Raw genomic sequence first — 25711 nt, 5'->3', positions numbered from 1 at the left:
TTGATAACGCCACCTTTTCACACCGACGCATTGTGTTAACGTTTTTCAAAAACATTAAATTCTGACAAGGTGTGTTGGTGTTTACGCTTTGTCTCTCGTATTACAAAGGGTATCTCTTTTGGCGAACTGACTCTTGTGAAGTCAGGCTCTAAAACGGCAGCTAACGCTTCGGTAGAGCTAAGTGTCTCCCCATTCTCATCTTTAAAGCCGCCAAGCCATTCAGCACGTTGTGTATACTCTTCTAACCACGTGAATGGACTGGCGATGACAAGTAACCCACCTTTATTTAGTCGTTCACTTACTTCTTGCAATAACTTACGTGGGCTATAAACCCGGTCGATTAAGTTACCCATAAATATCAGGTCGTAGCCCGAAAACTGAGACTTCAAATTACAGGCATCACCTTGTGCAAATGCAACTTTATCAGCGGTATTCTCAAGCCCAAGTGCACTAAGTTTTCGCACTTTAAATGAGGTGAGCTCACCTTCTTCGATAAGGTTGTAGCGTATCTCTCCCCGTTCTTGCATAGAAAAAGCGGTTTTAATAAATCGCGCTGAAAAATCAATGCCATCAACATGATCGAAATGCGTGGCCAACTCAAAGGTAGAGCGCCCTACCGCACAGCCCAAATCGAGCGCTTTTTTGTGTGGCCTTTCACCGTGTTGCTCGATGCAAAACCGTGCACTTGCTTTAGCAAAATTAGGTACAGCGAAGTATTCGTCGCCGTAGTGGAATTCACTGTACTGCGATATTTGGGTATCGCTTTCATAATCAAAGTCATTCACAAGAATTGGGTGCTCCGCTTTTACATATCTAAAACCTGCATGTTGGAAAAAATGGCGTCTAAATGCGTAACGACTTTCTCTCATTGCTTCGTTACCTGTCGAGATCCAACTCCCGCCTTTCATCAGGTTATGCTTATTGTCGAATGTCGGCGTAGTAAAATCGTCATAGAGGGGGTGAACCTTGAACCCATCAAAGGGATAAATAGGCGTTTCAGTCCATTGCCATACATTGCCAACCACATCAAACCACTCTTTAGATTGGTTTATGTTTACCGGTTCACTGGACGCGAACTTTGAGAGTGCAATATTGAACTCATCTGAGTAAACGTTTTGTGTCACCCCTGCTTGTTCACGTAACCTAAGCCATTCGTTTTCGGTGGGCAACCGGATAACGTCACCCGATGTCTCAGAAAGATAATTACAAAACGCTTTTGCTTCGTGATAATTCACGTCGACAGGCCAATCAAGCGGCAACGGAAATGTTTCAAGCATACTACGATACAAATAACCGCTATCGCTTTTAATCCAGAATACAGGGTGTGTGGCTTGCGTATATTCTCGCCATCGATTCCCCTCCTCCTCCCAGTAATCAGGGTTTTGATATCCTCCCGCTTCGACAAACGTGAGAAATTCACCGTTACTCACAACAAAGCGGCTGGCCTTAAAGTCAGCAACGTTTTCTTGCGCGCTGCCGTATTCATTATCCCAACCATAATAATCGGCATCGAATGGTTTACCTGTTGTTACCACAGCGCCTTCTACAGGAATCAGTGCGTTCTTTGGTGCCTCACCAGAATCGGGACAGCGAGGCCATGCACCATTATCACTAACAAAGGCAATATCAAGCTGGCGGATAAGAACCGATGAGGTCTCAAGGTGAATGCGTTCGTGTTCAATGCCCATAATGATTGGCCACATCTTGCTGTCCCAATCGATTGGCAGCGAAAAATCGATAGTGTCGATTAACGTGAGTACTGCTTCTCTGACCTGCTGGCGATATTCTATGACTTCGCTCACTTGAGGCCATTCGTAATTCTCATCGTTTAAGTCGTCCCAGCTCATCTCGTCTACGCCGATAGCAAAAAGTGATTCAAAATGTGGGTTGATACGTTTATTGATTAGTTTCGCAAGCACTAGCTTGTTGATAAAAAATGTAGCGGTATGACCAAAATAAAAAATAAGCGGATGGCGAAGTTTTTCGGGACGCTCATAATAGGCGTTGTCACTATTAAGGCAGCTGAACAAAGACTCATAAGTATTAAACGAGTCGATAAAATATTCTTTGATCTGTTGACGTTTTTGCTCAACGCTTCCGTTGCGTAGGTTGAGTGTACTCATAGCGTACATAACGATCCTCTTTTTATAAATGTTTGCATGTTATTGAGGTGACATTGGTTGTTCGATTATTAGGTAATAGTGTGACTGACGTAGGTCTTGATACGACATTCGCTACCATCAAATTATGCAACGCCTAATACAATACATTGTATTACCGGTAAATAACCAGTAATTACCGAGATAAGACACGACGAGATCAATTTATATTTCGCTAATTAGGCGATAGTGACGCGCGTAATGAAAGAATACACGCTTATTGTGATGGGGCAGATTGAAGAGGCGTATTTTGCCACCAACAGCGCAGAAAATCGCAGACATAAAAAAACCCGCAACACTGTGCGGGTTTCTCTAATATGGCGGAGAGTGAGGGATTCGAACCCCCGGTGGGTTTGACCCCACGTCTGATTTCAAGTCAGGTGCATTAAACCGGGCTCTGCCAACTCTCCTCAAGTGCTGCGTATCTTAATGATATTTTTTTCACTGTAAAGCACTTATTTCACTTAAATTAGTTAAGTGACGAATAGATGAACAATATGATTATTTTTTGTTTTTTTGTCTTAAATTTTGAACAACATTGCCACGTAAATTTTCGCCCGCTTTACATCAACGACTTTCAAAAGAGGTTTTGTCATTGTTGGTCTTCTTTTTACGTTACCTGAAATGCTTCGTTCTGGCGTAGTTATTTGAGTCAGCGCGTAATCACATCACTTAATTCTACAGGTATGAAAATACAGGCATAAAAAAACCCGCAACACTGTGCGGGTTTCTCTAATATGGCGGAGAGTGAGGGATTCGAACCCCCGGTGGGTTTGACCCCACGTCTGATTTCAAGTCAGGTGCATTAAACCGGGCTCTGCCAACTCTCCTCAAGTGCTGCGTATCTTAATGATATTTTTTTCGCTGTAAAGTAAAAATTTTAAAAAGTTGTTTAACTGTCGAGAATTCAATCAAATGCGATATTTATTGCACAACCAACCACTTTTTATTGCTTTATGAGACTAAATTCATCTGAAACTACTTGAAAATGTGAACTAAAACCCATACAACGTATACTAATAACAAGTGTACCATTTTGGTCATATCATAGTCCTATTGGAGGAAACAATGGATCAACGTTCGATGTATTCTAGTGCATCTCAACCGTCGGTATTGCAAACTAACAAAGTATTACGCAACACGTATATGTTATTAGCAATGACGCTAGCGTTTAGTGCGGTTTGTGCTGGTATAGCAATGGCAGTAGGTATCTCACCTATTATGTCGCTAGTGATGACTATCGGCGCCTTCATTACTTTGTTTGTTGTGCAAAAGAAAGCCGAGTCGGCCTCGGGTATTTACTGGGTATTTCTTTTTACTGGTTTAATGGGTGGCTCATTAGGCTATACGCTTAATTTCTATCTAGGCGTAGCGGGCCCCGGTTTAATCATGGAAGCCTTGGGCGCAACAGCGCTCGTTTTCTTCGCGCTTTCTGGTTACGCGCTAACAACAAAGAAAGACTTCTCTTTTATGGGCGGTTTCCTAGTTGTCGGTTTGGTTGTTGTTTTAGTGGCAGCGATTGCTAACCTATTTTTCGCCGTTCCAGCGGTTAGTCTGGCTATCAGCGCGGCTATCGTGTTCATCATGTCAGGTTTTATTTTGTTTGATACAAGCAGAATAGTGAACGGTGGTGAAACAAACTACATTCGCGCTACAGTTTCGTTATACTTGAACATCTACAATTTGTTCACGTCAATGCTTCACCTACTAGGTGCATTTGGCGGCGACGACTAAGTACGAAATTAATGGGTAAGATAAACACCCCTTAATTGGGGTGTTTTTATTTGTATGACAAACTATTCAATTCTAGTTACTTCACCGCCCTATTATGGCGACGCTGCACTTCGTATGGCCAGCTTTATCGATGGTGTGCTTGATAACGGCGATACCGTAGACAACGTGTTTTTCTATGGTGAAGGTGTGCATCATTGCAATCAATTTGCCGTGCAGACAGGCGATGAATTTTATTCTTATGAGTATTGGACGCAATTATCTTCCTCGCATAATACAGCGCTCTTGGTTTGTGTTACTGCCGCCATTAAACGCGGTGTGGTAAGCGTTGATGAAGCGAAAGATAACGGCGTTGACGGGGCAAACTTAGTGGCTCCGTTTCAACAAGCTGGGCTCGGTGAGTTTTTTACCGCGCTGCACGCATGCAACAGGCTGGTACAGTTCTGATGGCAACTTTACTTATTTGTTTTACCCACCCCCCCTACGGTAGCAACATCAGTCAAGAAGGGCTCGATTTTGCCTTGGCCGCTACGAATTTTGGCCACTCGGTGAGCGTCCTATTTAAAGATGATGGCGTTTTACAGTTAGTAAAATCAGACTCTATTAAGGGGATAAAAAATCATAGTAAGCGCCTTGCCTCTATGCCTTTTTTTGACATCGAATCATGTTTTGTTTGCGAATTGAGTGCGTCGCGCGTCGGGCATGATATAAGTGGAGTGATGGACGCCATTGACGCTGAATTTGCAAATGCAGATGAACAAATAAGGCTTATTTCATCTAGCGATCATGTGGTAACGTTCTAATGCTGTTTATTATCGACCGTCCGTCTATTAGCCAAGCATCCCAGGCGCTTATTAACGCCGCGGCGCATGCTGATGTAGACATTTCATTCGTGCTTATCGGTGACGGGGTTTATGCCATGGACCTTCCCTTCCTTGCAGATAGGGACGTCGCGATACTAGCAAGCGATGCGCGCGGCAGGGGAATAACAATCTCTGAAAACACAAAGGCTATCTCAGGACAAGCCTTTGCCCACCTCTCTACACTACACACACATTGGATCACCTTGTAATGTCAAACCCCACTTATTTTTTAGAATGGAACAATAGCCATATTGCAACAGATAAAGCGGGATACTTGCTGGATTACACTGACTGGTGCGAAGAAATGGTACCTGTACTCGCTGAACAAGAACAGATAACACTGACAGACGCTCATTGGGAAGTTATACGCTTTGTTCGCGCCTTTTATGAAGAGTATGAAACCAGCCCTGCGATTAGAGCGTTAGTTAAAGCTATGGCCAATAAATATGGCCCTGACAAAGGTAACAGTCGTTACTTGCAGCGTTTATTCCGGAAAGGCCCAGCTAAACAAGCAACCAAGCTTGCGGGTTTACCCAAGCCTGCGAAGTGCTTATAACACGCTTCTACCCTCAGTGTTTCAAGTGACATCGCGAATTAATTTTATTTTCGTTAAACGATTGCAATATAACTCACGTATTATTGCGTTATACAACACAGCAGCATAGCGGTAATTATGGATCTCATCTTTTTTGACTTAGACGGAACGTTACTTAATAAACAATCTGAAATTTCGCCGTATACGAAAGAAACATTAGCGCTTCTTAAAAAAAATGACGTAGCGTTCACGGTAGCGACTGGAAGAACGATGCTGTCGGCACACGACATTATTAAAGATCATCAATTTTCACTACCGCATATCTACAGTAACGGCGTGGCTGTTTGGGACCCTACTAGTGAAGCACTTACGTTAGACAACCTGCTTGACGATAGCGAGTTAAGTACGGTGCTTAACTGTGCGGTCAGCAATGGTATCACCCCTTTCGTTAATACAGTAGGTAAGGAACACCAACATATAATTTTCCACAGTCCTACGCAGCATCAAGTTGAAGAAGACTTGGTCAGCAAGTACTTTGCAAGGACTAAAGTCACGCTACTACCTTTAGATGCACTTCCAAAAAAGCCACAAATCACCAATATAAGCATGATTGGAAACGCCGACACGATTCATCAGATGTGGGAATACATTAACGGCTTCGATTCACTGATTGCTTACTCAGGGCCGGCGATCGAGGGAAATGATTATAGCTGGATGGATGTGCATCACAGAATGGCCAGTAAAGGAAGTGCCGTACAAAGTCTCAAAAAACACTTGGGTGCGAGTAATGTGATTTGTTTTGGTGATAGCGATAACGATATGAGCATGTTTGAGCTGGCCGACGAGTGCTATGCACCCAGTAACGCAAAACCGGCGATAAAAGCCGCAGCAAGCTCGATCATTGGACATCATAACGAAGATGGCATCGCACACTTTTTAAGAGAACGGTTTTCGCTGTAAATTGATGTTAAGCACTTCACTGTCTTTGTTATAACGTACGCGTTTTATCTACCGTCGCTATAAGCGCTTGAGACTGTGCCAGTGCTTGAAGGATATCAGCTTGTGTCAAACGCTGTTCAAGCCTCTCATTCAGCCACGCGTAGCGGTTATACAATGTATTATCATCGGTAAGCCGCATAATAGTATTGTTAATCGCATAGGCCTCAACAAGCCCATATGAACCTTGTTGATTAGAAGCAATCCACGATAAGCGTGCCATAGCTTTGATACTTCCCACGCGCATAGCACGGTCTAAAAACAACACTTTTTTATTTTCGAACGCCTCTCGTCTTGCAATAAGCGCGTTTCTCTCAAGGCCACTTAACCCGTTAACCTTTATATAAGTCGGTACTAATTGTACCGTAGTGTTCCTGCGCTAAAACAAACCCAGCATCGGCTGATGCTTCTAGATGATCTATAAAACCCTCAAACGCAGAAGGTTTTATATCGCTACAGTAATGATACTGTTCATCAATGCGCGTTACTGCAACATCGCTATCACTGTAGCGTAACGCCTGTTCGCGTTTTTGTTCGTACTGCAGCGCGCTCTTGGGGCTGTAGTAGCAATATCCTAGGTTCCTTGCCAATACATAACGCGCTTCGTTATTGCCCGACCGTGCCATAGCAATCAGAGCGTCAATATACGGCGCTACAGGAGATAACAATTGCCACGCTGAATCAGGACGCAACGGCAGGTTATGCGTAACCAAACGCTTGACTTCAATCCGCGTGCCGCTGTTTACACTAACCTTTTCAGCTAGCACCGCACTGGTATCTGGCAACGATGCGGTACGTGTTGAATTATTAAAGTACTGCACGGTAGCGGTGAGCACCACTATTACCAAAACGCCTGATATCGCCACATACTTCAAACTTGCCACCTTTCTTGTCTCAATAGTTACGTAGAAGCATGATGTTCCCTAACATAGATGCTTTTATCATGAGCATTTTATCCACAAACTCAATATACTCTACGCCTCTTCATCTTACTTAAGTAAAAGTGTGCTGTGAACAACCGTTTTTTACTGGCTATAGCTTCCGTTTTATTGGCTATGGTAACTATCCAATCTGGCGCTTCGTTCGCTAAACAACTCTTCCCGATTGCAGGGCCTGAAGGCACAAGCGCACTTCGTGTTTTCTTTGCCGCGGCAATACTCACACTGATTTTCAAACCATGGAAGGCGCGTTTATCGCCACGGGGTTGGCGAAACGTCATATTTTATGGCATTTGTTTAGGTGCTATGAACATCATTTTTTATTTTGCTATTGCACGTATTCCACTGGGCATAGGCGTCGCCCTTGAATTCACCGGGCCACTGGCGGTAGCATTTTTCAGTGCAAAATCGAAGCGTGATGTGGCGTGGGCGTTGCTGGCTGTAGTCGGCGTTTGCTTGTTATTGCCCGATATAGGTACATCATCAGACAGTCTAGACCCTGTAGGCGTTTTGCTTGCGCTTACCGCCGGCGCATTTTGGGCTGGTTACATTGTTTTCGGTAATAAAACCGGTAATGAGGGCTCTGGTGGGGTTACGGTAACGCTTGGCATGCTTGTCGCTGCGATAGGCATTGTCCCTATTGGTGTGGTCAGCCAAGGTGCAGTGCTACTCACGCCCTTTGCCTTGCTTATGGGGCTTGCCGTGGGCGTATTGTCATCTGCCCTTCCCTATACGCTTGAAATGAACGCCATGCGCAACATGCCCAAACAAACCTTCAGCATAATGATGAGCGTAGAGCCTGCCATTGCTGCAGTGGCGGCATTTATTATTATTGATGAAACACTCACATTGTCTCAGTGGTTAGCAGTTGGCATGGTCGTAATAGCGACTGCCGGAAGCTCCATTACACAACGACAGAAACAGGCAGAAACCTTGTCCTAGTCATAAAAAAAGCAGCCAAGAGGCTGCTTTTTTAACATTGCTAACAAGCAAGTACTATGTAAGTGCTATGGGTTAATTACCGTTTGGCCGCCCATGTAAGGCACTAACGCCTCTGGAATGGTTACACTTCCATCTTCCTGCTGATTATTTTCTAGAATCGCTACCAATGTTCTGCCGACGGCTAAACCAGAACCATTCAACGTGTGAAGTAATTCAGGCTTGTTTGATTCCGGATTACGAAAACGCGCTTGCATTCGACGCGCTTGGAAATCCAACATGTTTGAGCAAGACGAAATTTCACGATACGTATTTTGCGCAGGTAACCATACTTCTAAATCGTACGTTTTACATGCACCAAAGCCCATGTCTCCAGTACACAGTAATACTTTGCGATAAGGCAGCCCTAATTTTTGCAAGATTGCTTCAGCATGCCCTGTTAGCGCTTCTAGTGCCTCGAAACTATCTTCTGGCTTAACCAACTGAACAAGCTCTACTTTGTCAAATTGATGCTGACGAATAAGGCCGCGCGTATCACGACCATAAGACCCAGCTTCTGAGCGGAAACACGGCGTGTGAGCTGTCATCTTAACCGGCAGTGTTTTAGCGTCAAGAATCTCATCTCGCGCCATATTGGTCAGCGGTACTTCAGCGGTTGGAATAAGCGATAGCCCTTGTCCTTCCTCTGTCGCTGGCTTGGTGTGAAACAAATCCTCACCAAACTTTGGAAGTTGCCCTGTGCCGTACAAACTATCCGCATTCACCAAGTACGGTACGTACATCTCTTCGTACCCATGCTCACCCGTATGAACGTCTAACATAAACTGTGCGATAGCACGGTTAAGACGTGCAATACCACCACGCATTACGACAAAGCGGCTACCAGTAAGCTTGCTAGCCGACGCGAAATCAAGCCCATTGCTTAGCCCTTCTGCAACTTCTACGTGGTCCTTTACGTCGAAATCGAACGTACGAGGTGTTCCCCAGCGAGACATCTCTACATTTTCTTCTTCGCTCTTACCAAAAGGTACTGATGCATCAGGCAAATTAGGAATGCCTTGAGAGAACGTATTAATTTCTTCAAGCAGCACACTTAGCTCAGCTTTTGCAGCATCAAGTTCGTCACCCAATTTGCCAACTTCAGCAAGCAATGGTGCGATATCTTCGCCTTGCGCTTTCGCTTTACCGATGGACTTACTTCGAACATTACGCTCATTTTGTAGATCCTGTGTTCTGGATTGCAGTGTTTTTCTTTTTTCCTCAAGGGAATTGAATGTCGCGACATCCAACTCGAAACCTCGGGCTGCTAATCGTTCAGCAGTTTGTTCTATGTCTCCGCGTAAACACTTTGGATCTAACATGTGTTTCTCATTATCCTTTCATTAATTCTATTGCCAACCACGCTGCTAATAAGCATGCGCCGACATTCAAAAATACATTCGCTAACGCTTTTTGCCATAAGCCGTTCTCGAGCAACGTTAACGTTTCAATCGAAAACGTTGAAAACGTCGTAAACGCGCCAAGAAGACCCACTCCCAATAACGCTCTATAGGGCGAATCAGACATATCATGACGCTCAATTAAGCCATATAGGCATGCTAGCGCGAATGAACCTACGATATTCACCGATAGTGTACCAAATGGCATGTTTTTTCCAAACAAGGAATCTATCGTTGTTGTGCAAAAATATCGCAAGCACGCCCCAATTGCACCGCCAAGTGCAATATAACAGTATAACAACACACCATTTGGCATATTAGGGCCTCTTTTCCTTACTGTTTAGATTTAGCGCGTCTAGAAAATCGCGCTTGGCTTTCAACGCTTTTTCAAGGCCTCGATTGTTTGGGTTGTAAAGTCGCGTGCCTTCTAGTCCTTGTGGGAAATAGACTTCTCCAGCCGCAAATGCATGCGCTTCGTTATGCGCATACCGATACCCCTCGCCATGGCCAAGATCTTTTAATAACGACGTGGGCGCGTTTCTAAGGTGGCTAGGGACAGGCGCGTCCGAGGTTTTTTTAGCTAATGCTTTGGCATCACTAAACGCCATGTAAACCGCATTACTCTTAGCAGCCAGAGCACAATAAACCGTTGCTTGGGCAATCGCGCGCTCACCCTCTGCAGGACCAACACGATGAAACGTGTCCCATGCATTTAGGCACAATTGCATTGCTCTTGGATCAGCATTGCCAATGTCTTCCGACGCTATCGCAAGCAACCGCCGACCTACATAAAGCGCATCGCCACCACCTTGTAAAATTCGCGCATACCAATACAGCGCAGCGTCAGGATCAGACCCCCTAACCGACTTATGGAACGCGGAAATTAGGTCATAGAACGTGTCGCCTTTGTTGTCATAGCTCGCGACTTTTTCACCTACTGCGTGCTCTACGTCACTAAGAGAAATAGATGTTGTAGCGGTAAAATCTGCCGACAACTCTAAATAGGTGAGCGCTCGTCGCCCGTCACCCGATGACAACCCGATAAGCGCTGCCTTGGCGTCATCATCTATTGCGAACTTTTTATTACCTAGCCCTTTTTCGGTGTCCGTCAGTGCTCTATCTATTAACGACGCTATCGCGTCATTGGATAAAGGCTTTAATACATATACCCGCGTTCGGGAGAGCAACGCATTATTTAATTCAAACGACGGGTTCTCTGTTGTCGCGCCGATAAAGGTGACAACCCCTGACTCTACAAAAGGTAAAAACGCGTCTTGTTGGCTTTTGTTAAAGCGATGAACCTCATCAACGAACAGTAAGGTTCGTTGGTTATATCGTCCATTTTCTTCCGCTTTTTCCATGGCGGCACGTATTTCTTTAACGCCAGAGGTAACCGCTGAAAGCTTGATGACTTCAGCTTGTGTGTAGTGTGCAATCAGCTCGGCAAGTGTCGTTTTACCCGTACCTGGAGGCCCCCATAAAATCATTGAATGGCAATGGCCAGCTTCTAACATTTTACGTAGTGGTTTACCCTCTGCGAACAAATGCTCTTGCCCAGCATATTCATCAATTGAAACGGGGCGTAATCGGGCCGCTAGTGGTGCAAAGCGCTCTACAGACATGGATATTAACGCTGATCGTCGATGATAAAAGCGTCTGGAATGTGTGGCACAAAAGTCTGGCCATCAATATCAAATACGGTGACGATTTCATTGAATGTTAATTGGCTGACTTGTTGTTGAGCATCTAGCATTGCCAATGATGTTAACAACCCAGCCTCACTGAAAGACAGTGTTAACGATTGAATATTACCCTCGTTCGATAATGGCCGAATGCGAAATGTAGCATCATCGTTACTTATTGCTTCTATCGTGAAGTTACTCCACGTTGCGTCATCTTCAGAGGTAAGCAACACGATGGGGTTGTTTTGAATTGCCTCAGACTGGCTTATCACTGTCACTTGTTCTACAAAGCTGTCGATATTCCATACCGCGCTTCCATCCGCAATCAGTAAGGTTTCATCTGGGAAGGTCGTTTCCCACCGTAGTTTATTAGGTCTTGCCATGGTTATTGTGCCCATGGCTTCATGCACCACTTCGCCTTCTGCATCCAACACCCGTTGACTAAACATGGCCTTATACTGGTCCATGTTTACTAGGTGCTCTTTGAGCGATGCTGCAGCACGACTGTTCGCCTTTGGCAGGTTGTCAGTGGCCGTCTGTTGAGCGACGTGGTCGGTAACGCTTGGACCTGACTCCAAGCCCGTGTCAGCAAGTGATACAGACGAGACACCAAACGTTAAACAGGTACCGGCTAAAACCAACAATGTTGTATTCATACTACTAATCCTTTGAAGCTGGCGGGGCAAGCACTTCACGATTTCCGTTATGCCCCTGTGCACTTACGACGCCACTGGCTTCCATTTGTTCAACTAATCTTGCAGCACGATTGTAACCAATTCTAAATTTACGCTGTACACTGGACACACTCGCACGGCGTGTTTCGGTGACAAAGGCGACCGCTTCATCGTAGAACGCATCGTACTCTTGGTCTTCTCCTTCAGGTTGTTCGCCTGGGAGTAATACTTCTGCCGATGCTTCGCCATTTAATATTTCGTCTATATATTCGGGCTCACCACGTTTTTGCCAATCGGCGACCACAGCATGTACTTCGTGATCATCAACGAATGCACCGTGAACACGGGTAGGAACCGGGCTGCCCGGCGGAAGGTAAAGCATATCGCCCATCCCCAGCAGCGCTTCTGCGCCCTGTTGGTCTAAAATGGTACGAGAGTCAATTTTACTCGATACTTGGAACGCGATTCTGGTAGGGATATTAGCTTTAATAAGTCCAGTAATAACGTCTACCGACGGACGCTGCGTGGCAAGAATTAAATGGATACCTGCAGCACGCGCCTTTTGGGCGATACGGGCAATGAGCTCTTCAACTTTCTTCCCTACAATCATCATCATGTCGGCAAATTCATCGACGACGACTACAATAGCGGGCAGCTTTTCTAGATCAGGGGCTTCAGCGTCCATACTCTCTTCGCTCTTCCACAGCGGATCTTTAATTGGCGTTCCGTTAGCGATGGCTTCAGCTACCTTGGCGTTGTACCCCTTAAGATTCCTTACACCTAACGCACTCATCAGTCGATAGCGGCGTTCCATTTCGCCCACACACCACCGTAAGGCATTAGCAGCTTCTTTCATATCGGTCACGACCTCGGCAAGCAAATGCGGAATGCCTTCATACACCGACAACTCCAACATTTTGGGGTCGATCATAATCATTCGTACATCTTCAGGCGTGCTTTTATATAGCAAACTTAGAATCATTACGTTTACACCGACGGATTTACCCGAGCCAGTGGTACCTGCAACCAATAGGTGTGGCATTTTTGCGAGATCAACAATAACGGGCTTACCGGAGATATCTGCACCTAGCACCATGGTTAACGGCGAGCTGTGCGATTGGAACGCATCGCAAGAAATGACTTCACTCAACCGCACCATTTCGCGTTTTTTGTTAGGTAACTCTAGTCCGATAACCGATTTTCCAGGTATTACTTCTACTACTCGAACCGAAATAGCTGACATTGCACGGGCCAAGTCTTTAGACAATCCAGTAATTTTGCTGACTTTTACGCCTGGCGCCAAATCCAGTTCAAAACGTGTGATTACAGGCCCCGGATACACGCCTACAACAACGGCTTCAATATTAAAATCGGCTAGCTTTTCTTCAACCAAACGAGAAATGGCGTCTACTTCTTCTTGTGTAAGCGGGTTTTCGTGTTTGTCCGCACGTTCAAGTAAGTCAAACGATGGCATAGGCGGTAAGTCGCTAGCCCCCTGCCCTGCTTGCGACTTCACGGGTTTTGCCCCCATAACGACTGGTGTAAAAGGTTTACCTTCGGCTTGGCTATTCGTTGATGGCGTCACGTTACTATTCGATTCAGTCGCAGTCGATGGCATGCTCTCACGTTGCGCGACAGGGTTAGGTGCAGCATTATGCTCATCTAGCGCATACGGCATATCGTCTTTATCAGCAAAGTTGTCGCCAAAAAGCCCATCGTCATCTAAGTTGATTACTGGCTCTTTTTGCACCTTTTTCTCAGTGTCATCAGCCTCAACTCCTTCTTCGGGCTTATCAGTACTTATTTTGCTTTTAACTGCTGCTCGCATGGCAGCAAGCGAAAATGCGCTGGCGCTTTTTGCTTCATTAGTACTAGCATGACCATTTACCTGTTCATCCACTTCATTTTGCGTCGAGGTAGCCGGTGCATCGTAATCGTCTTCTGCTGGTTCAAAATGTGATTTACCCGTGTTGCTTGCTGTTTCGGCGGGTGCGTTGTCTTGATTTTCGAAGGCCATTGGTTCAGCCCGCATACTGGTTATATCAAGTTCACTACTTGTATTTTTCGATGCACGTTGAGGCAGCGCCAGTGTTGGCATTTCAATTGACAACAGCTTCTGCGGTAACGTGATGGTTTTATGACCCACCCACAACGACCCAGCGCCAACCCAATCGATTATTGAGAGCCAACTTACCCCTGTTAACAGGGTGAAACCGGTACAAAAGAAACATAACAACAGCAATATAGTGCCAGGAATATTAAAGTACGGCACAAGAGCAGAACTGATTACATCACCTAAAAAACCGCCGGCAGAAAAATTAAAGATATCGTTAAAGTTCAGGCTTAGTATGCCAGCGCCACCTAGCCCAATTAATAAGCCACCGATTATGCGAAGCCCAATAGTGAGATAGTCAAACTCATCCAATTCTTTGATGTGTTGAAATAGAAACCACCCTAAAAATGCCGCACAAAATGGCAGCAAGTAGGCAATAAATCCAAAAGAAAATAGCAACAAGTCGGCAACCCATGCGCCCGTTGCCCCTACCCAGTTATGCACATCAAGTTGCAAGCCTGCTTGACTCCAGCCCGGATCGCCTGGATGAAATGATACCAATGCCAGCAATAAGAAAAAGGCGAAAACACAAGCTACTATCATGCCTGCTTCCCACGCTCGCTGGATTCCTGTTAGTCGTGCCATAACCCTAAATCACTTATAAAAATCGTTACTGAGAACATTATGTTGAGCGTTGTATTCACTGTTTCTTTTTTGAAAGCTCAAGCCTGTTAACTGATAGTGTCGATATTGTGTAGTGCAATACCTATTCAAACACTCTACTATCAATAAGCCGTTGAAAATTCGAACAATAGCAGAGTCAATACCGTACAAATAAATATACTGTGTTTTTCCACAGCGTACCACAGTTTGCTATACCTAAACCATTCTTTCGTCACTTCATATTAATCCGAACTGAGGTAGTGCTTTTGACCTCTTCCATCACAACATAAGTACGAGATTCACTTACGCCCGGAAGGCGGAGTAATGTGTCGCCAAGTAATCGACGGTAACTGGACATATCTGCAACCCGGGCTTTGAGTAAGAAATCAAAATCGCCGGAAACAAGGTGACATTCTAAAATATCGTCATGTTGCCTTACTGCAGCAGAAAATTCTTCAAAGATATCTACCGACGTCTTCGTTAATGTAATCTCAACAAACACTAACATGGCGGCACCGAGTTTCTCAGGATCAACAATCGCATGATAGCCTTTTATGTAGCCTTGTCCCTCTAAACGCTTTACTCTCTCAAGGCAAGGGCTTGCACTTAGTCCTACTTCTTTAGCCAGTTCAACATTCGAAATACGTCCGTTTTTTTGTAGGTGGTAAAGAATATTCCTGTCTATTCGGTCAAGGTGCTTTGGCGTTTTCACTAACATATAACATTCCGCACAATAATAGTTTAACCGAATTATATACCAACAAATACAATTATTCAGCACATAGTTCTTTTTGTAATCACGTATACTGCGCGAAAATAAAGACCGCGTTATCCGCAGTGGGTATCGCTTTAAATGAGGAAATGACATGTTAGTCGGTGTACCAAAAGAAATAAAAAACCATGAGTATCGTGTAGGCCTTACGCCCGCTGCAGTAAAAGAATTTGTAAATAATGGTCATAGTGTCGTCGTAGAAACGAACGCAGGTACAGCCATTGGTTTTACTGACGACATGTATGTAGATGCTGGTGCATCTATTGCCCCATCGGCGGAAAAAGTATTTGCCGATGCAGAAATGATAGTAAAGGTAAAAGAACCTCAGCCTAATGAATGTAAAATGCTGAGAAAAGGTCAAACACTCTACACCTATTTACACCTTGCCCCTGATCCATTACAAACGAAACTACTGGTTGAATCTGGTGCAACATGTATTGCGTATGAAACGGTAACCGACGACAGAGGTGGTTTACCGCTGCTTGCGCCAATGAGTGAAGTTGCAGGTCGTATGTCAGTGCAAGCAGGTGCACATTACCTTGAAAAAGCACATGGCGGCAGTGGAACATTGCTAGGTGGCGTTCCGGGTGTAGCACCGGGTAAAGTGCTTATCATAGGCGGTGGTGTTGTAGGTGTTAATGCTGCGAAAATGGCATTAGGATTAGGTGCAGACGTGACTATCCTAGACCGCTCATTACCCCGCTTACGCCAGATTGACGATATTTTTGCGGGCCAAGTTAAAACGGTTTATTCAACCGTTGACGCTATAGAGCACTATTCGTCAAAGGCCGACCTTGTTGTTGGTGCTGTGCTTATCCCGGGTGCAGCGGCGCCTAAGCTATTAACCAAAGAGCAAATTGCGTTGATGAAACCAGGCTCAGTACTGGTTGATGTTGCTATAGACCAAGGCGGATGCTTTGAAACATCAAAGGCTACCACTCATCAAGACCCTGTTTATATCATTGATGATGTTGTTCACTACTGTGTGGCTAATATGCCAGGTGGTGTAGCAAGAACCTCTACAATGGCACTGAATAACGCGACACTTCCTTTTGGTTTAGCACTTGCTAACAAAGGCCCTGTGAATGCAATGCTTCAAGATAAGCACCTTCTTAACGGGCTTAATGTTCATGAAGGTAAAGTGACCTACAAAGCTGTTGTAGATGCGCTTGGCGAGTCATTGAATTTGACGTATACCCCAGCAGAGGATGCGCTTAAAGGCGCATAGCATGTTTGCAATAAGCGAACTGATATAAAAAAGCCCAGCAAATGCTGGGCTTTTTTTTGTCTAACTGGCGGTCAACTAATCTTCACTTTATCTCGCCATTCACGCTATTAAGTACAGCGACCGGATCATCAGCTTGAGTAATGGGTCTGCCCATCACCAGGTAACTGACACCACTATCTATTGCCTGGGTTGGTGTCATCACGCGCTTCTGATCACCCGCGTCACTGCCAACAGGCCGAATTCCCGGTGTTACCAATAAAAATTCAGACGAAAACGATGAACGTAATACCTCTGCTTCTTGAGCTGAGCAAACGATGCCATCTAGCCCTGCTTTTTTGGTTAACTCGGCTAAGCGCAGAACTTGCTGCTCTGGCGTTACGCCATCAATAACGTCACGTAATTGCGCTTCATCCATACTGGTTAGTACTGTTACGGCAATAAGCTTCGTTTCTGGATGCGCACTTGATGCGATTGCTTCTTTTGCCGCTTTCATCATAGGCACGCCACCTGACGCATGCACGTTGACCATCCAGACACCGAGTTCTGCTGCAGCCTTACACGCTTTGGCAACCGTGTTGGGGATATCATGAAACTTAAGGTCAAGGAATACGTCGAACCCCTTCGCAACAAGTGCTTTTACGAACTCTGGCCCAAACAGCGTGAACATTTCTTTACCCACTTTTAGCTTACAAAGTGAAGGGGATAATTGTTCAACAAACGCTAATGCGTTCTCTTTATTGTCATAGTCTAATGCAACAATAACCTGTGACTCTTGCATAACTGTTTTACTCTCCGTCTAAGCCTTTTATAGGTTTTACCACGCCCCATTTTTTACATGATGGGCACAGCCAATAAAGTTTACGACCAGAAAAACCACAACTGTGGCAGCGATACTTGGGACGCTGCATCATCTGTTTTTCAACGAGTTCTTCAAGTAACTGTAAGCTTTCCGCCGAATGTTTATCATGTAATTGGTCGATATAAAGCCCCATGAGCGTTTTGAATCCACGCATGGTTGGACGCTTTCGAAGCTGAGCAAGTAAATAGTCGGCAGCCTGTTGTACCTCGCCTTTCGTCACAAGCACATCAACCATCGCAAGATATGAGGTGGCGCATTCTTGCCAATGGGCCTCTAAGGTTTTTTCGAAACTATCCCAATCCCCGGTTTCTTCCGCTATTTTTTCAAGGCTGGGCACGGCTTCACTGAACCAATTGATATCACGTTCTGCCACTTGCACAAAGTAAGCAACTGCATCGTGAAAGCGCCGCTGTTGAAAGGCAATCTCACCTAACATTAACCATGGTCTAACAGCATGCTCATCGGCGTTCACTGCTTTTTGCAGCAAGCTCAATGCATCGCCTTCACGCTCCTGCTTCAGTTCTAATGTCGCCTGCTCACAGTAAAAATGTGCCAGGCGTGCGCTAACATCGTCATTATCGCCGTGACATTTTACCATCCGTTCAGCGAGCTCTATGGCTCTCTCCCACTCTTTCGTGGTTTGGTAGATACTAAAAAGTTGCTGTTGGGCTACTAGATAATGTTTTTCACTATTGAGCAATTGCAAAAATGCATTTTCTGCGCGCTCTAAAAAACCGGCATGGGTATAGTCGTGTCCTAGTTCGCGTAGTGCGTTTTCTCGTTGACTGGGTTGAAGCTCTTCGCGGCTAACCAAGTTTTGATGCACTTTGATTGCACGGTCAATTTCGCCCCGATGTCTAAAAAAACTGCCCATCGCGATATGCGTTTCTACCGTATCGCTGTTTACGTTTATCATCTTGATAAGCGTATCGACCGCTTTATCAGGCTGGTCAGAGAGAAGAAAATTAAGCCCTTTGTAGTAATGCTTTGCGAGAATACTTGATTGTTTTCGCTGAGCTTGCCGAACGCTGTTACGCCCCATGATCCAGCCATAACCTGCTGCAACGGGCAAAAGTAAAAACAACAGTTCGAGCATAGTATTAGTCTTTCTGTATGCGGTTAATTTTAGCGTTAGCAGCTAGTAGTTGAACCCGCAAACGCAGCCATGTAGCAAGCATAATGACAACGCCTAACGTAATTCCAATAAGCAAACATATCGCGATCAACGTCGCTACACTAATGTGTGCCTGTGCAATGAGGTAATTTACCGTTACTTGTGTTTCGTTTTGAGAACCTATCACGAACGCGAGTCCGAGAACGGATAGAACAAACAAAAACGTGAGGATCCCTTTCAATATCAAGCCCTATAAATAGATGATAGTAGAAGAATAACAAAATGCGGGTCTAGATTACACCAAAAGAAAAGAGAATCGGTAGTGAATGTTATCCTAGCGCCGCCTGCTCACTTTCATCGAGCTCTGCCTTTGCGATAACGTTAGCCAATACAAGGTCGTGATGAAGCGATGACATATTCGTAACGAAAATACAGTGGCTGTACCCCGCTTGCATCACTTCGAGCTTGTCATACATTGCTTTGTCGATTTTTGATAGCTGTGCCAAGCGTTTCTTCGTCAATGGCGTCACCGCGCCATGACAGCGCACTATCGATACATCAGTTGCGCTGACTTGTATCTTATCGGTCTCTAGCTGCTGTTTTATCTGCAGTCTAAGTTTTGAATATAAAAAGTCTTTTTCTTTTATATATACTAAGCGGTTATCACTTTTCCTCACACAATGTACAACAAGGCTTCTCGCGGTGTCTCCCTTAAACATCGATTCAAGCATATGGGATTTAGGCTTAGCTTCTGCTTTGTCTGCAAAAAAACCATGTAATGGAATAATATTCTGCGTGCGAGAAAATGGATAAAGATCATCCGACGCTTCGCTTTGGTAGACCGTTTTCAATCTATCCAAAATATGCCTATTCATGACACATAGTACAGACAGAGAAGGCATGTGCCTTACGGCGAGCTCCCAAATAAATCGGTGTGTAGAACGCTGCATTCGAGCTATATCGCGAAGTTTAAAGTAGGCGGTATTTTCCTCAACCATGGCGTTAACATTTACACCGTTATTGGCTTTTTTATTGGTAAGCAGCGACAGCCTCACTACGCCAGTTTCAGGCGTATAATTAACCACGCGATAACGTTCGCCTTTTACCTTTAATTCGGGTATTGATACGCGTACCTCATCTTGAAGCGTAACATTAGGCGCAACTAGCAACCGCATACCACTGGCCGATAAATCGGCCACACGTGCCTCCACGGACGACAGCATTCCAAGCTTTATTGTGGCAGGCTTGTCCAGAACGTAGCGGGTTTCACTACGCCTATCGAGATCCTCTTCCATCACATAATCTATTCGCCAATTGTTTCCACTTGCACGCAAGGATTTAGACAGCGGCTTGAACTCACACTTGCCTGCCAAGGTTAAATTGGTGAGATACGACGACACATCACGGCAGTAAACAACATGACTGATTGCGGCTAACGCTTCGAAGTTTTTGCTTGCGATATCATGTATTGCGAACGCTTTTTCTTTGTCAGGTGCAGAAATCACATCGAGCCGACATTGCGTACACGTGAAGTTACCATTTTTGACGAGAAGATAGATGATGGCACTTAGTTGGCCTAATGCAATAAGTTGCCTATGGGTAGCGGTTATAGGTACTTCGCCACTTTTTGTTTTTATCGTGCCACTGAATACATATGCTTCGTTAAATTTTAGAAGCTCTTGCGATAACAACTCAAACAGTGGCTTATCTTGCAAGCTCGCAATCACCTTGTCAGTATCGTTGTGCTCGACATTCGCTTTGGTAAACAACGCAATGTGAGGAACAAGGCTTTTACCTTTAAGCTGCAAGAATACCGGCAGCCAAGGGCTGTTCTCCAATATTCTATCGCGCTCTAGGTCTTGCATCGCACGCTCAATTTCTAAGTCACGTTGAAGGGGTTGTTTATATGCTGTCGCATCAATGTAGCGTTTTATTGCAGCCGATAACGCTGGGTCAATATCACTTGGTATGGTGAAAACACTCTCGTATTTTCCAAGGTGTTTATTGTATTTAATACTTTCAAGTTCTAACGTTATTTCGGTAGGTTGTTTGGTCAGCCCTTTTACTTCAGGTAGCGTAAACGTTAGCACGTCTCCCGTGCTCGCATTAGGCGGCCGCTTTGTCTCTAAAGCAAATGCGCCATAAGACATAGAACTAATCGTGCAGCTTCGCCCTTTTTCAAAGTCTACCGAAGACAAAGAGAAGTTAGGTCTAACAGCAATATCACTTCCAAAGTCGATATCTGAAAACGATTGGCTTTCAACTTTAAAGGCATCAACAATTTTTTTAAATTGTTCTTTTTTGATTTGCGTCTGATAAAAATCCGAATTCATCACCGATTCGAACACACCGACGGTGTAGCGGTCTTGATAAAGTGACGTTTCACTTTTAAGAATGGTAGCGCCGACTTTATCGAGACGCATCTGCACACCAAAGTGCTTAAATTTCATTACAGGGAATTGGGCAAACGCTGAATTATCTGCAGGCGCGTCAGTGAGAGAAGTAAGCCGGACGACTTCTTCTTTTACAACTTTTCTCACGCTACTCGGTAATCGACTCGAAAACTTATTAATTCCTTCTAGCAATCTATTTTGCTGTTCGTAAGGAATTAAAGCGCGAATAAGTGGCTGATACTGCTTTATTATTGATTCTTCTTCACCAGCGGCCATTGGCTAACCATATACCAATATTTGTCTTATCCACTAATTACTATAAGCCGCAACTGTTCACTTGGTCAACAACTTACGACGGAAAGCGCACAGTTTAACCAACTAATAGACACAAAAAAGCCGCAACAAGTGCGGCTTTTTCAAATTATGCTATTGAAGCGTCGACACGTTCTCGAAGCTCTTTTCCTGGCTTAAAGTGCGGGACGTATTTACCGTCCAACTCAACCGTCTCTCCCGTTTTTGGGTTACGACCAACGCGCGGCGCGCGATAGTGTAATGAGAAACTGCCAAACCCTCGAATTTCGATGCGCTCACCCTTTTGAAGGGTTTGTGCCATTTGCTCGAGCAACTCTTTTATTGCTAGTTCAAGTTCTTTCGCAGGAATGTGACGCGCTTGGTCCGCGAGCCGTTCAATTAATTCAGACTTGGTCATTCTAACCTCGATCTCAGTATTATTGTTCAAACAGCTATCGCGAACTGGGTGCACATTACATGCACCCTACAAAGAACATTACTCGCCTTTAGCGGCTTTGAATGCTTCTGCCATCGCGTTAGCAAAACCAGCGTCTTCTTGCTGGTTAACTTTTTCGATTGCATCTTTCTCGTCAGCCTGATCTTTCGCTTTAACAGATAGGTTAACTGTGCGGTTCTTACGGTCTACGCCCATAAATTTCGCTTCGATGCTATCACCAACGTTAGCAGCTTCAGTTGCGTCTTCAATACGGTCAACAGACAGGTCTGCAACACGAATGTAACCGTCAACTTCTTCAGATAGGTTAACTGTAACGCCCTTAGCGTCAACAGCAGTAACCGTACCTACAACGATAGCACCTTTCTTGTTATCTGTCAGATACTTGTTGAACGGGTCTTCTTCGATCTGCTTAACGCCTAGAGAGATACGCTCACGCTCTGGGTCGACTTGTAGTACAACTGCAGAGATTTCGTCGCCTTTCTTGTAGTCACGAACTGCATCTTCACCAGATTTGTTCCAGCTGATGTCAGATAAGTGAACAAGACCGTCGATTCCACCGTCAAGACCGATAAAGATACCAAAGTCAGTGATTGACTTGATCTTACCAGACACTTTGTCACCTTTTTCGTGTGACTTAGCGAAAGTTTCCCAAGGGTTGTCGATGCACTGCTTAAGACCTAGAGAAATACGACGACGTTCTTCGTCAATTTCAAGAACCATAACATCTACTGTGTCACCTAGGTTAACAACCTTAGATGGGTGGATGTTTTTGTTAGTCCAATCCATTTCAGAAACGTGAACAAGACCTTCAACGCCATCTTCGATTTCAACGAAGCAACCGTAATCTGTAAGGTTCGTAACCTGACCAGAGATTCTTGTACCTTCTGGGTAACGAGAAGCAATTTCTTGCCATGGATCGTTGCCCATTTGCTTCATACCAAGAGAAACACGTTGCTTGTCTTTGTCGAACTTAAGTACTTTAACGTTAATTTCGTCACCTACGTTCACGATTTCACTTGGGTGCTTAACGCGCTTCCAAGCCATGTCAGTGATGTGTAGTAGACCGTCTACGCCGCCAAGGTCAACGAATGCACCGTAATCAGTAAGGTTCTTAACGATACCTTTGATTTCGTGGCCTTCTTCAAGGTTAGCAAGAAGCGATTCGCGCTCTGCGCTGCTTTCAGCTTCGATAACTGCGCGACGAGAAACAACAACGTTGTTACGCTTAGCGTCTAGCTTGATAACTTTAAATTCAAGCTCTTTGCCTTCAAGGTGAGTAGTATCACGAACTGGACGTACGTCAACTAGTGAACCAGGAAGGAACGCGCGTACACTGTTAACTTCAACAGTGAAACCGCCTTTAACTTTTCCGTTGATGATACCTTTAATGGTAACTTTATCATCATACGCTTTTTCCAGCTCAACCCACGCTTCGTGACGCTTCGCTTTTTCGCGAGAAAGGATTGTCTCACCGAAACCATCTTCAACGGCGTCTAGCGCTACGTCTACTTCGTCACCGATTGCGATTTCAAGTTCGCCTTCAGCATTTTTAAATTGGTCAGCTGGGATAGCACTTTCTGATTTCAAGCCTGCATCAACAAGAACGATGTCTTTGTCGATAGAAACAACAGTACCTTTTACAATCGAACCAGGGCGTGTTTCTAGTTCCTGTAAGCTTTCTTCAAAAAGTTGTGCAAAATTTTCAGTCATAAGGTTCAAATAAACTTTTAAGTTGATATCCACGCTTCTAATCCGGATAACGTGGGGTTATTAGTAAAAGCCGCCACTCCCTGTGGTAGCACTGCTCTGAATACCCTCTGCGCTTATAAGCGTGATGAGATAATATTCATCGCTTTTTCAAAGACTTGGTCAATATCCAAGTCCGTCGAATCAATCACTATTGCGTCTTGAGCCGGTACCAGTGGCGCGACAGAACGTTGAGTATCACGTTCGTCTCTCGCTTTGATATCGGTCAAAAGGCGCGCAATATTAACATCCATACCTTTTGCTTTCAACTGGCTATAGCGGCGTTCTGCTCTTGCCTCTGCGCTAGCGGTCAGGAAAAGTTTAACAGGCGCGTCTGGAAAGACGACGGTTCCCATATCTCTTCCATCGGCAACTAAGCCCGGGCTTTGCTGAAACGCGCGCTGACGGCGCAACAATGCTTCACGAACACGAGGTAAGGCTGCAACTTTAGATGCTACGCTTCCAACGTCTTCTGTACGAATATCGTCAGTAACGTCTTCACCTTCCAAAATAATTCGTGTCGTCTGTTCGTTCGTCTCAAAGCTGACATCAAGGCCAGTGGCAAGCGGAACAACACATTCTTCATCATCACACGGAAGATCATGGTGAAGCGTGGCAACGGCTAGTACGCGATAAATTGCACCGCTATCTAAAAAGTGCCACCCTAGTTTCTTGGCCAAAAGGCTACTTAACGTACCTTTACCTGCACCACTAGGGCCGTCAACCGTGACTACGGGTGTGGAATGCATACCTGCTCCAAAATTATTTACTATCAAAATCGCGCGCATTATACGCGTTACGGCTAGATAAGCAATGCTGTAAAAATACGCTTTTATGTAAGGAAGTGTATAGACGGTGGCAATGGTAAACGCACAGCGTATGCTGTGCGTTACTATGCTCAACGGTATAGCGAGGCAAACCGCGTGAAATAATCGGGGAACGTTTTTCGTGTGCACCCCGGGTCGTTAATAGTCACTGGAGTATCACTCAATGCCACAAGAGAAAAACACATTGCAATACGATGGTCATTATAGGTATCTATCTGTGCATGCTGTATCGAACTCGGCGGTGATACTTTAATGTAATCATGCCCTTCTTCAACCTCAGCGCCAACTTTTCGAAGCTCAGTCGCCATTGCACTTAACCGGTCAGTCTCTTTCACTCGCCAGTTATAAATGTTGGTCATGGTCGTCGTACCTTCGGCAAACAAGGCAGTGGTCGCGATGGTCATTGCAGCATCGGGGATATGGTTCATATCCATCTCGATACCTTTTAACGGGGCCCCTGTTACCTCGACATATTCGTCATGCCATGTAACGTTTGCCCCCATTGCTTCTAATACCTCAGCAAATCGGATGTCGCCTTGAATGCTGTTTTTCCCTATGCCGGTTACGCGTACCGTGCCCCCTTTAATAGCACCTGCCGCCAAAAAATATGACGCTGACGATGCATCGCCTTCAACCATAAACTTGCCGGGAGCAACGTACTTCGCGTCTCCCGATATAGTAAACGTGTGATAGTTATTGTTTTTGACGTGCACGCCAAACTTTGCCATCGTATCGAGCGTGATATCAATGTAGGGCTTTGACACCAGTTCGCCTTTGATACGGATGACTACGTCTGAACTAAACAGTGGTGCAGCCATAAGTAACGCCGTCAGGAATTGACTCGAAACGCTACCATCTACAGACATTTCTGTGCCATTTAATGACGCACCTTTTATTTGAAGCGGTGGGAAACCGTCGTTTTTCAAATACGTAATGTCAGCATTCGCTTCTCGCAATGCATCTACAAGGTCACCTATCGGACGCTCTTCCATCCGAGGCTCGCCTGTAAGCACAGTGTCTACGTTACTCGCCGCAAGCGCTGCACACAGCGGGCGCATCGCGGTTCCAGCATTCCCAAGGAAAAGCTCAACAGGCTCAGCGACGTTAAACGCACCATTATTACCTTGAACAACACACCGTGTTTTGTCTTCACTTAGCTGATAACTCACACCGAGTTTGGTGAGTGCATTGAGCATATGTTCGATATCATCGCTATCTAGCAAGTTTGTCAGCTCTGTTTCACCTTCTGCTAAGGCAGCAAGAAGCAGTGCACGGTTAGATAAACTTTTTGAACCTGGTACATTGACTTCACCAGATACCTTATCAATCGGTTTTAATGTTAACTGATCCAT

25 protein-coding genes and 2 tRNA genes are annotated in these 25711 nt (G+C 45.0%); 8 read left to right on the top strand and 19 right to left on the bottom strand.

The annotated features are described in order from the left end of the window. Window positions 1-35: 35 nt before the first annotated feature. From ovoA to ACOJRU_RS08570, 3 genes are all read right to left on the bottom strand, one after another. Complete coding sequence (ovoA, locus tag ACOJRU_RS08580) at window positions 36-2132, bottom strand: 5-histidylcysteine sulfoxide synthase (protein ID WP_421134599.1); 2097 nt, start codon at window positions 2130-2132, stop codon at window positions 36-38. A gap of 345 nt (window positions 2133-2477) precedes the next feature. After that, window positions 2478-2569, bottom strand: a tRNA-Ser gene (locus ACOJRU_RS08575). A gap of 328 nt (window positions 2570-2897) precedes the next feature. Beyond that, window positions 2898-2989, bottom strand: a tRNA-Ser gene (locus ACOJRU_RS08570). A gap of 238 nt (window positions 2990-3227) precedes the next feature. Here ACOJRU_RS08570 and ACOJRU_RS08565 point away from each other — a divergent pair. The 6 genes from ACOJRU_RS08565 (at window position 3228) to ACOJRU_RS08540 (ending at window position 6248) form a co-directional block, all read left to right on the top strand. Next, entirely contained in the window at window positions 3228-3893 is a 666-nt protein-coding gene (locus ACOJRU_RS08565) for a Bax inhibitor-1/YccA family protein (protein WP_421134598.1), read from the top strand. 54 nt (window positions 3894-3947) lie between these two features. Continuing rightward, window positions 3948-4337 carry a sulfurtransferase complex subunit TusD gene (gene tusD, locus ACOJRU_RS08560; RefSeq protein WP_421134597.1) on the top strand — a complete coding sequence of 130 codons (390 nt, stop codon included), beginning with the start codon at window positions 3948-3950 and terminating at the stop codon, window positions 4335-4337. Continuing rightward, a complete protein-coding gene (locus ACOJRU_RS08555) occupies window positions 4337-4693 on the top strand; it encodes a DsrE family protein (protein WP_421134596.1) in 357 nt (118 codons plus the stop codon). The genes tusD and ACOJRU_RS08555 overlap by 1 nt, the downstream gene beginning before the upstream one ends. Continuing rightward, window positions 4693-4962, top strand: a complete 270-nt coding sequence (locus tag ACOJRU_RS08550; protein WP_421134595.1) for a hypothetical protein — start codon at window positions 4693-4695, stop codon at window positions 4960-4962. The genes ACOJRU_RS08555 and ACOJRU_RS08550 overlap by 1 nt, the downstream gene beginning before the upstream one ends. After that, window positions 4962-5309 carry a TusE/DsrC/DsvC family sulfur relay protein gene (locus ACOJRU_RS08545; protein ID WP_421134594.1) on the top strand — a complete coding sequence of 116 codons (348 nt, stop codon included), beginning with the start codon at window positions 4962-4964 and terminating at the stop codon, window positions 5307-5309. Before ACOJRU_RS08550 ends, ACOJRU_RS08545 begins: the two co-directional genes overlap by 1 nt. 117 nt (window positions 5310-5426) lie before the next feature. Then, window positions 5427-6248, top strand: a complete 822-nt coding sequence (locus ACOJRU_RS08540) for an HAD family hydrolase (protein ID WP_421134593.1) — start codon at window positions 5427-5429, stop codon at window positions 6246-6248. 28 nt (window positions 6249-6276) lie between these two features. Here the strand turns inward: ACOJRU_RS08540 and ACOJRU_RS08535 are convergent, their stop codons facing one another. Further along, window positions 6277-6507 carry a hypothetical protein gene (locus tag ACOJRU_RS08535; protein ID WP_421134592.1) on the bottom strand — a complete coding sequence of 77 codons (231 nt, stop codon included), beginning with the start codon at window positions 6505-6507 and terminating at the stop codon, window positions 6277-6279. A 109-nt stretch (window positions 6508-6616) separates the two neighbouring features. Next, window positions 6617-7159 (bottom strand): hypothetical protein, encoded by a 543-nt coding sequence (locus ACOJRU_RS08530; protein WP_421134591.1) that lies wholly within the window; start codon window positions 7157-7159, stop codon window positions 6617-6619. Window positions 7160-7294: 135 nt separating this feature from the next. On the opposite strand from ACOJRU_RS08530, the gene ACOJRU_RS08525 reads away from it, so the two are divergent. Continuing rightward, complete coding sequence (locus ACOJRU_RS08525; RefSeq protein WP_421134590.1) at window positions 7295-8164, top strand: EamA family transporter; 870 nt, start codon at window positions 7295-7297, stop codon at window positions 8162-8164. A gap of 65 nt (window positions 8165-8229) precedes the next feature. On the opposite strand, the gene serS is transcribed toward ACOJRU_RS08525, so the two are convergent. From serS to lrp, 6 genes are all read right to left on the bottom strand, one after another. Further along, window positions 8230-9522 carry a serine--tRNA ligase gene (gene serS, locus ACOJRU_RS08520; protein ID WP_421134589.1) on the bottom strand — a complete coding sequence of 431 codons (1293 nt, stop codon included), beginning with the start codon at window positions 9520-9522 and terminating at the stop codon, window positions 8230-8232. 10 nt (window positions 9523-9532) lie between these two features. Further along, complete coding sequence (crcB, locus tag ACOJRU_RS08515; RefSeq protein WP_421134588.1) at window positions 9533-9916, bottom strand: fluoride efflux transporter CrcB; 384 nt, start codon at window positions 9914-9916, stop codon at window positions 9533-9535. 1 nt (window position 9917) lies between these two features. After that, window positions 9918-11222 carry a replication-associated recombination protein A gene (locus ACOJRU_RS08510; RefSeq protein WP_421134587.1) on the bottom strand — a complete coding sequence of 435 codons (1305 nt, stop codon included), beginning with the start codon at window positions 11220-11222 and terminating at the stop codon, window positions 9918-9920. A gap of 5 nt (window positions 11223-11227) precedes the next feature. Next, complete coding sequence (gene lolA, locus ACOJRU_RS08505) at window positions 11228-11938, bottom strand: outer membrane lipoprotein chaperone LolA (RefSeq protein WP_421134586.1); 711 nt, start codon at window positions 11936-11938, stop codon at window positions 11228-11230. A gap of 4 nt (window positions 11939-11942) precedes the next feature. Next, on the bottom strand, window positions 11943-14654 hold the full coding sequence (locus tag ACOJRU_RS08500) for a DNA translocase FtsK (RefSeq protein WP_421134585.1): 2712 nt from the start codon (window positions 14652-14654) through the stop codon (window positions 11943-11945). 250 nt (window positions 14655-14904) lie between these two features. Next, window positions 14905-15390: a leucine-responsive transcriptional regulator Lrp gene (gene lrp / locus ACOJRU_RS08495; protein ID WP_421134584.1), complete on the bottom strand. Its 486-nt coding sequence runs from the start codon at window positions 15388-15390 to the stop codon at window positions 14905-14907. Window positions 15391-15538: 148 nt separating this feature from the next. On the opposite strand from lrp, the gene ald reads away from it, so the two are divergent. Continuing rightward, entirely contained in the window at window positions 15539-16672 is a 1134-nt protein-coding gene (gene ald / locus ACOJRU_RS08490) for an alanine dehydrogenase (RefSeq protein ID WP_421134583.1), read from the top strand. Between the two features lie 82 nt (window positions 16673-16754). Here ald and pyrF read toward each other — a convergent pair whose 3' ends face one another. The 8 genes from pyrF to aroA form a co-directional block, all read right to left on the bottom strand. Beyond that, a complete protein-coding gene (gene pyrF, locus ACOJRU_RS08485; RefSeq protein ID WP_421134582.1) occupies window positions 16755-17450 on the bottom strand; it encodes an orotidine-5'-phosphate decarboxylase in 696 nt (231 codons plus the stop codon). A 7-nt stretch (window positions 17451-17457) separates the two neighbouring features. After that, complete coding sequence (gene lapB / locus ACOJRU_RS08480) at window positions 17458-18627, bottom strand: lipopolysaccharide assembly protein LapB (RefSeq protein ID WP_421134581.1); 1170 nt, start codon at window positions 18625-18627, stop codon at window positions 17458-17460. A gap of 4 nt (window positions 18628-18631) precedes the next feature. Further along, complete coding sequence (locus tag ACOJRU_RS08475) at window positions 18632-18832, bottom strand: lipopolysaccharide assembly protein LapA domain-containing protein (RefSeq protein WP_421134580.1); 201 nt, start codon at window positions 18830-18832, stop codon at window positions 18632-18634. Window positions 18833-18974: 142 nt separating this feature from the next. Next, complete coding sequence (locus ACOJRU_RS08470) at window positions 18975-21314, bottom strand: PilZ domain-containing protein (protein WP_421134579.1); 2340 nt, start codon at window positions 21312-21314, stop codon at window positions 18975-18977. Window positions 21315-21459: 145 nt separating this feature from the next. Next, on the bottom strand, window positions 21460-21747 hold the full coding sequence (gene ihfB, locus ACOJRU_RS08465; RefSeq protein WP_421134578.1) for an integration host factor subunit beta: 288 nt from the start codon (window positions 21745-21747) through the stop codon (window positions 21460-21462). A 78-nt stretch (window positions 21748-21825) separates the two neighbouring features. Next, window positions 21826-23496 carry a 30S ribosomal protein S1 gene (gene rpsA, locus ACOJRU_RS08460; protein WP_421134577.1) on the bottom strand — a complete coding sequence of 557 codons (1671 nt, stop codon included), beginning with the start codon at window positions 23494-23496 and terminating at the stop codon, window positions 21826-21828. A gap of 113 nt (window positions 23497-23609) precedes the next feature. Beyond that, on the bottom strand, window positions 23610-24281 hold the full coding sequence (cmk, locus tag ACOJRU_RS08455) for a (d)CMP kinase (RefSeq protein ID WP_421134576.1): 672 nt from the start codon (window positions 24279-24281) through the stop codon (window positions 23610-23612). Window positions 24282-24430: 149 nt separating this feature from the next. Further along, entirely contained in the window at window positions 24431-25711 is a 1281-nt protein-coding gene (gene aroA / locus ACOJRU_RS08450) for a 3-phosphoshikimate 1-carboxyvinyltransferase (RefSeq protein WP_421134575.1), read from the bottom strand.

The sequence above is a fragment of the Alteromonas algae genome (genome assembly GCF_049117195.1).
GTDB lineage: Bacteria > Pseudomonadota > Gammaproteobacteria > Enterobacterales > Alteromonadaceae > Alteromonas.
Note: the sequence above shows the minus strand (reverse complement) of the source record. Positions and strands in the feature narration are given on the sequence as shown.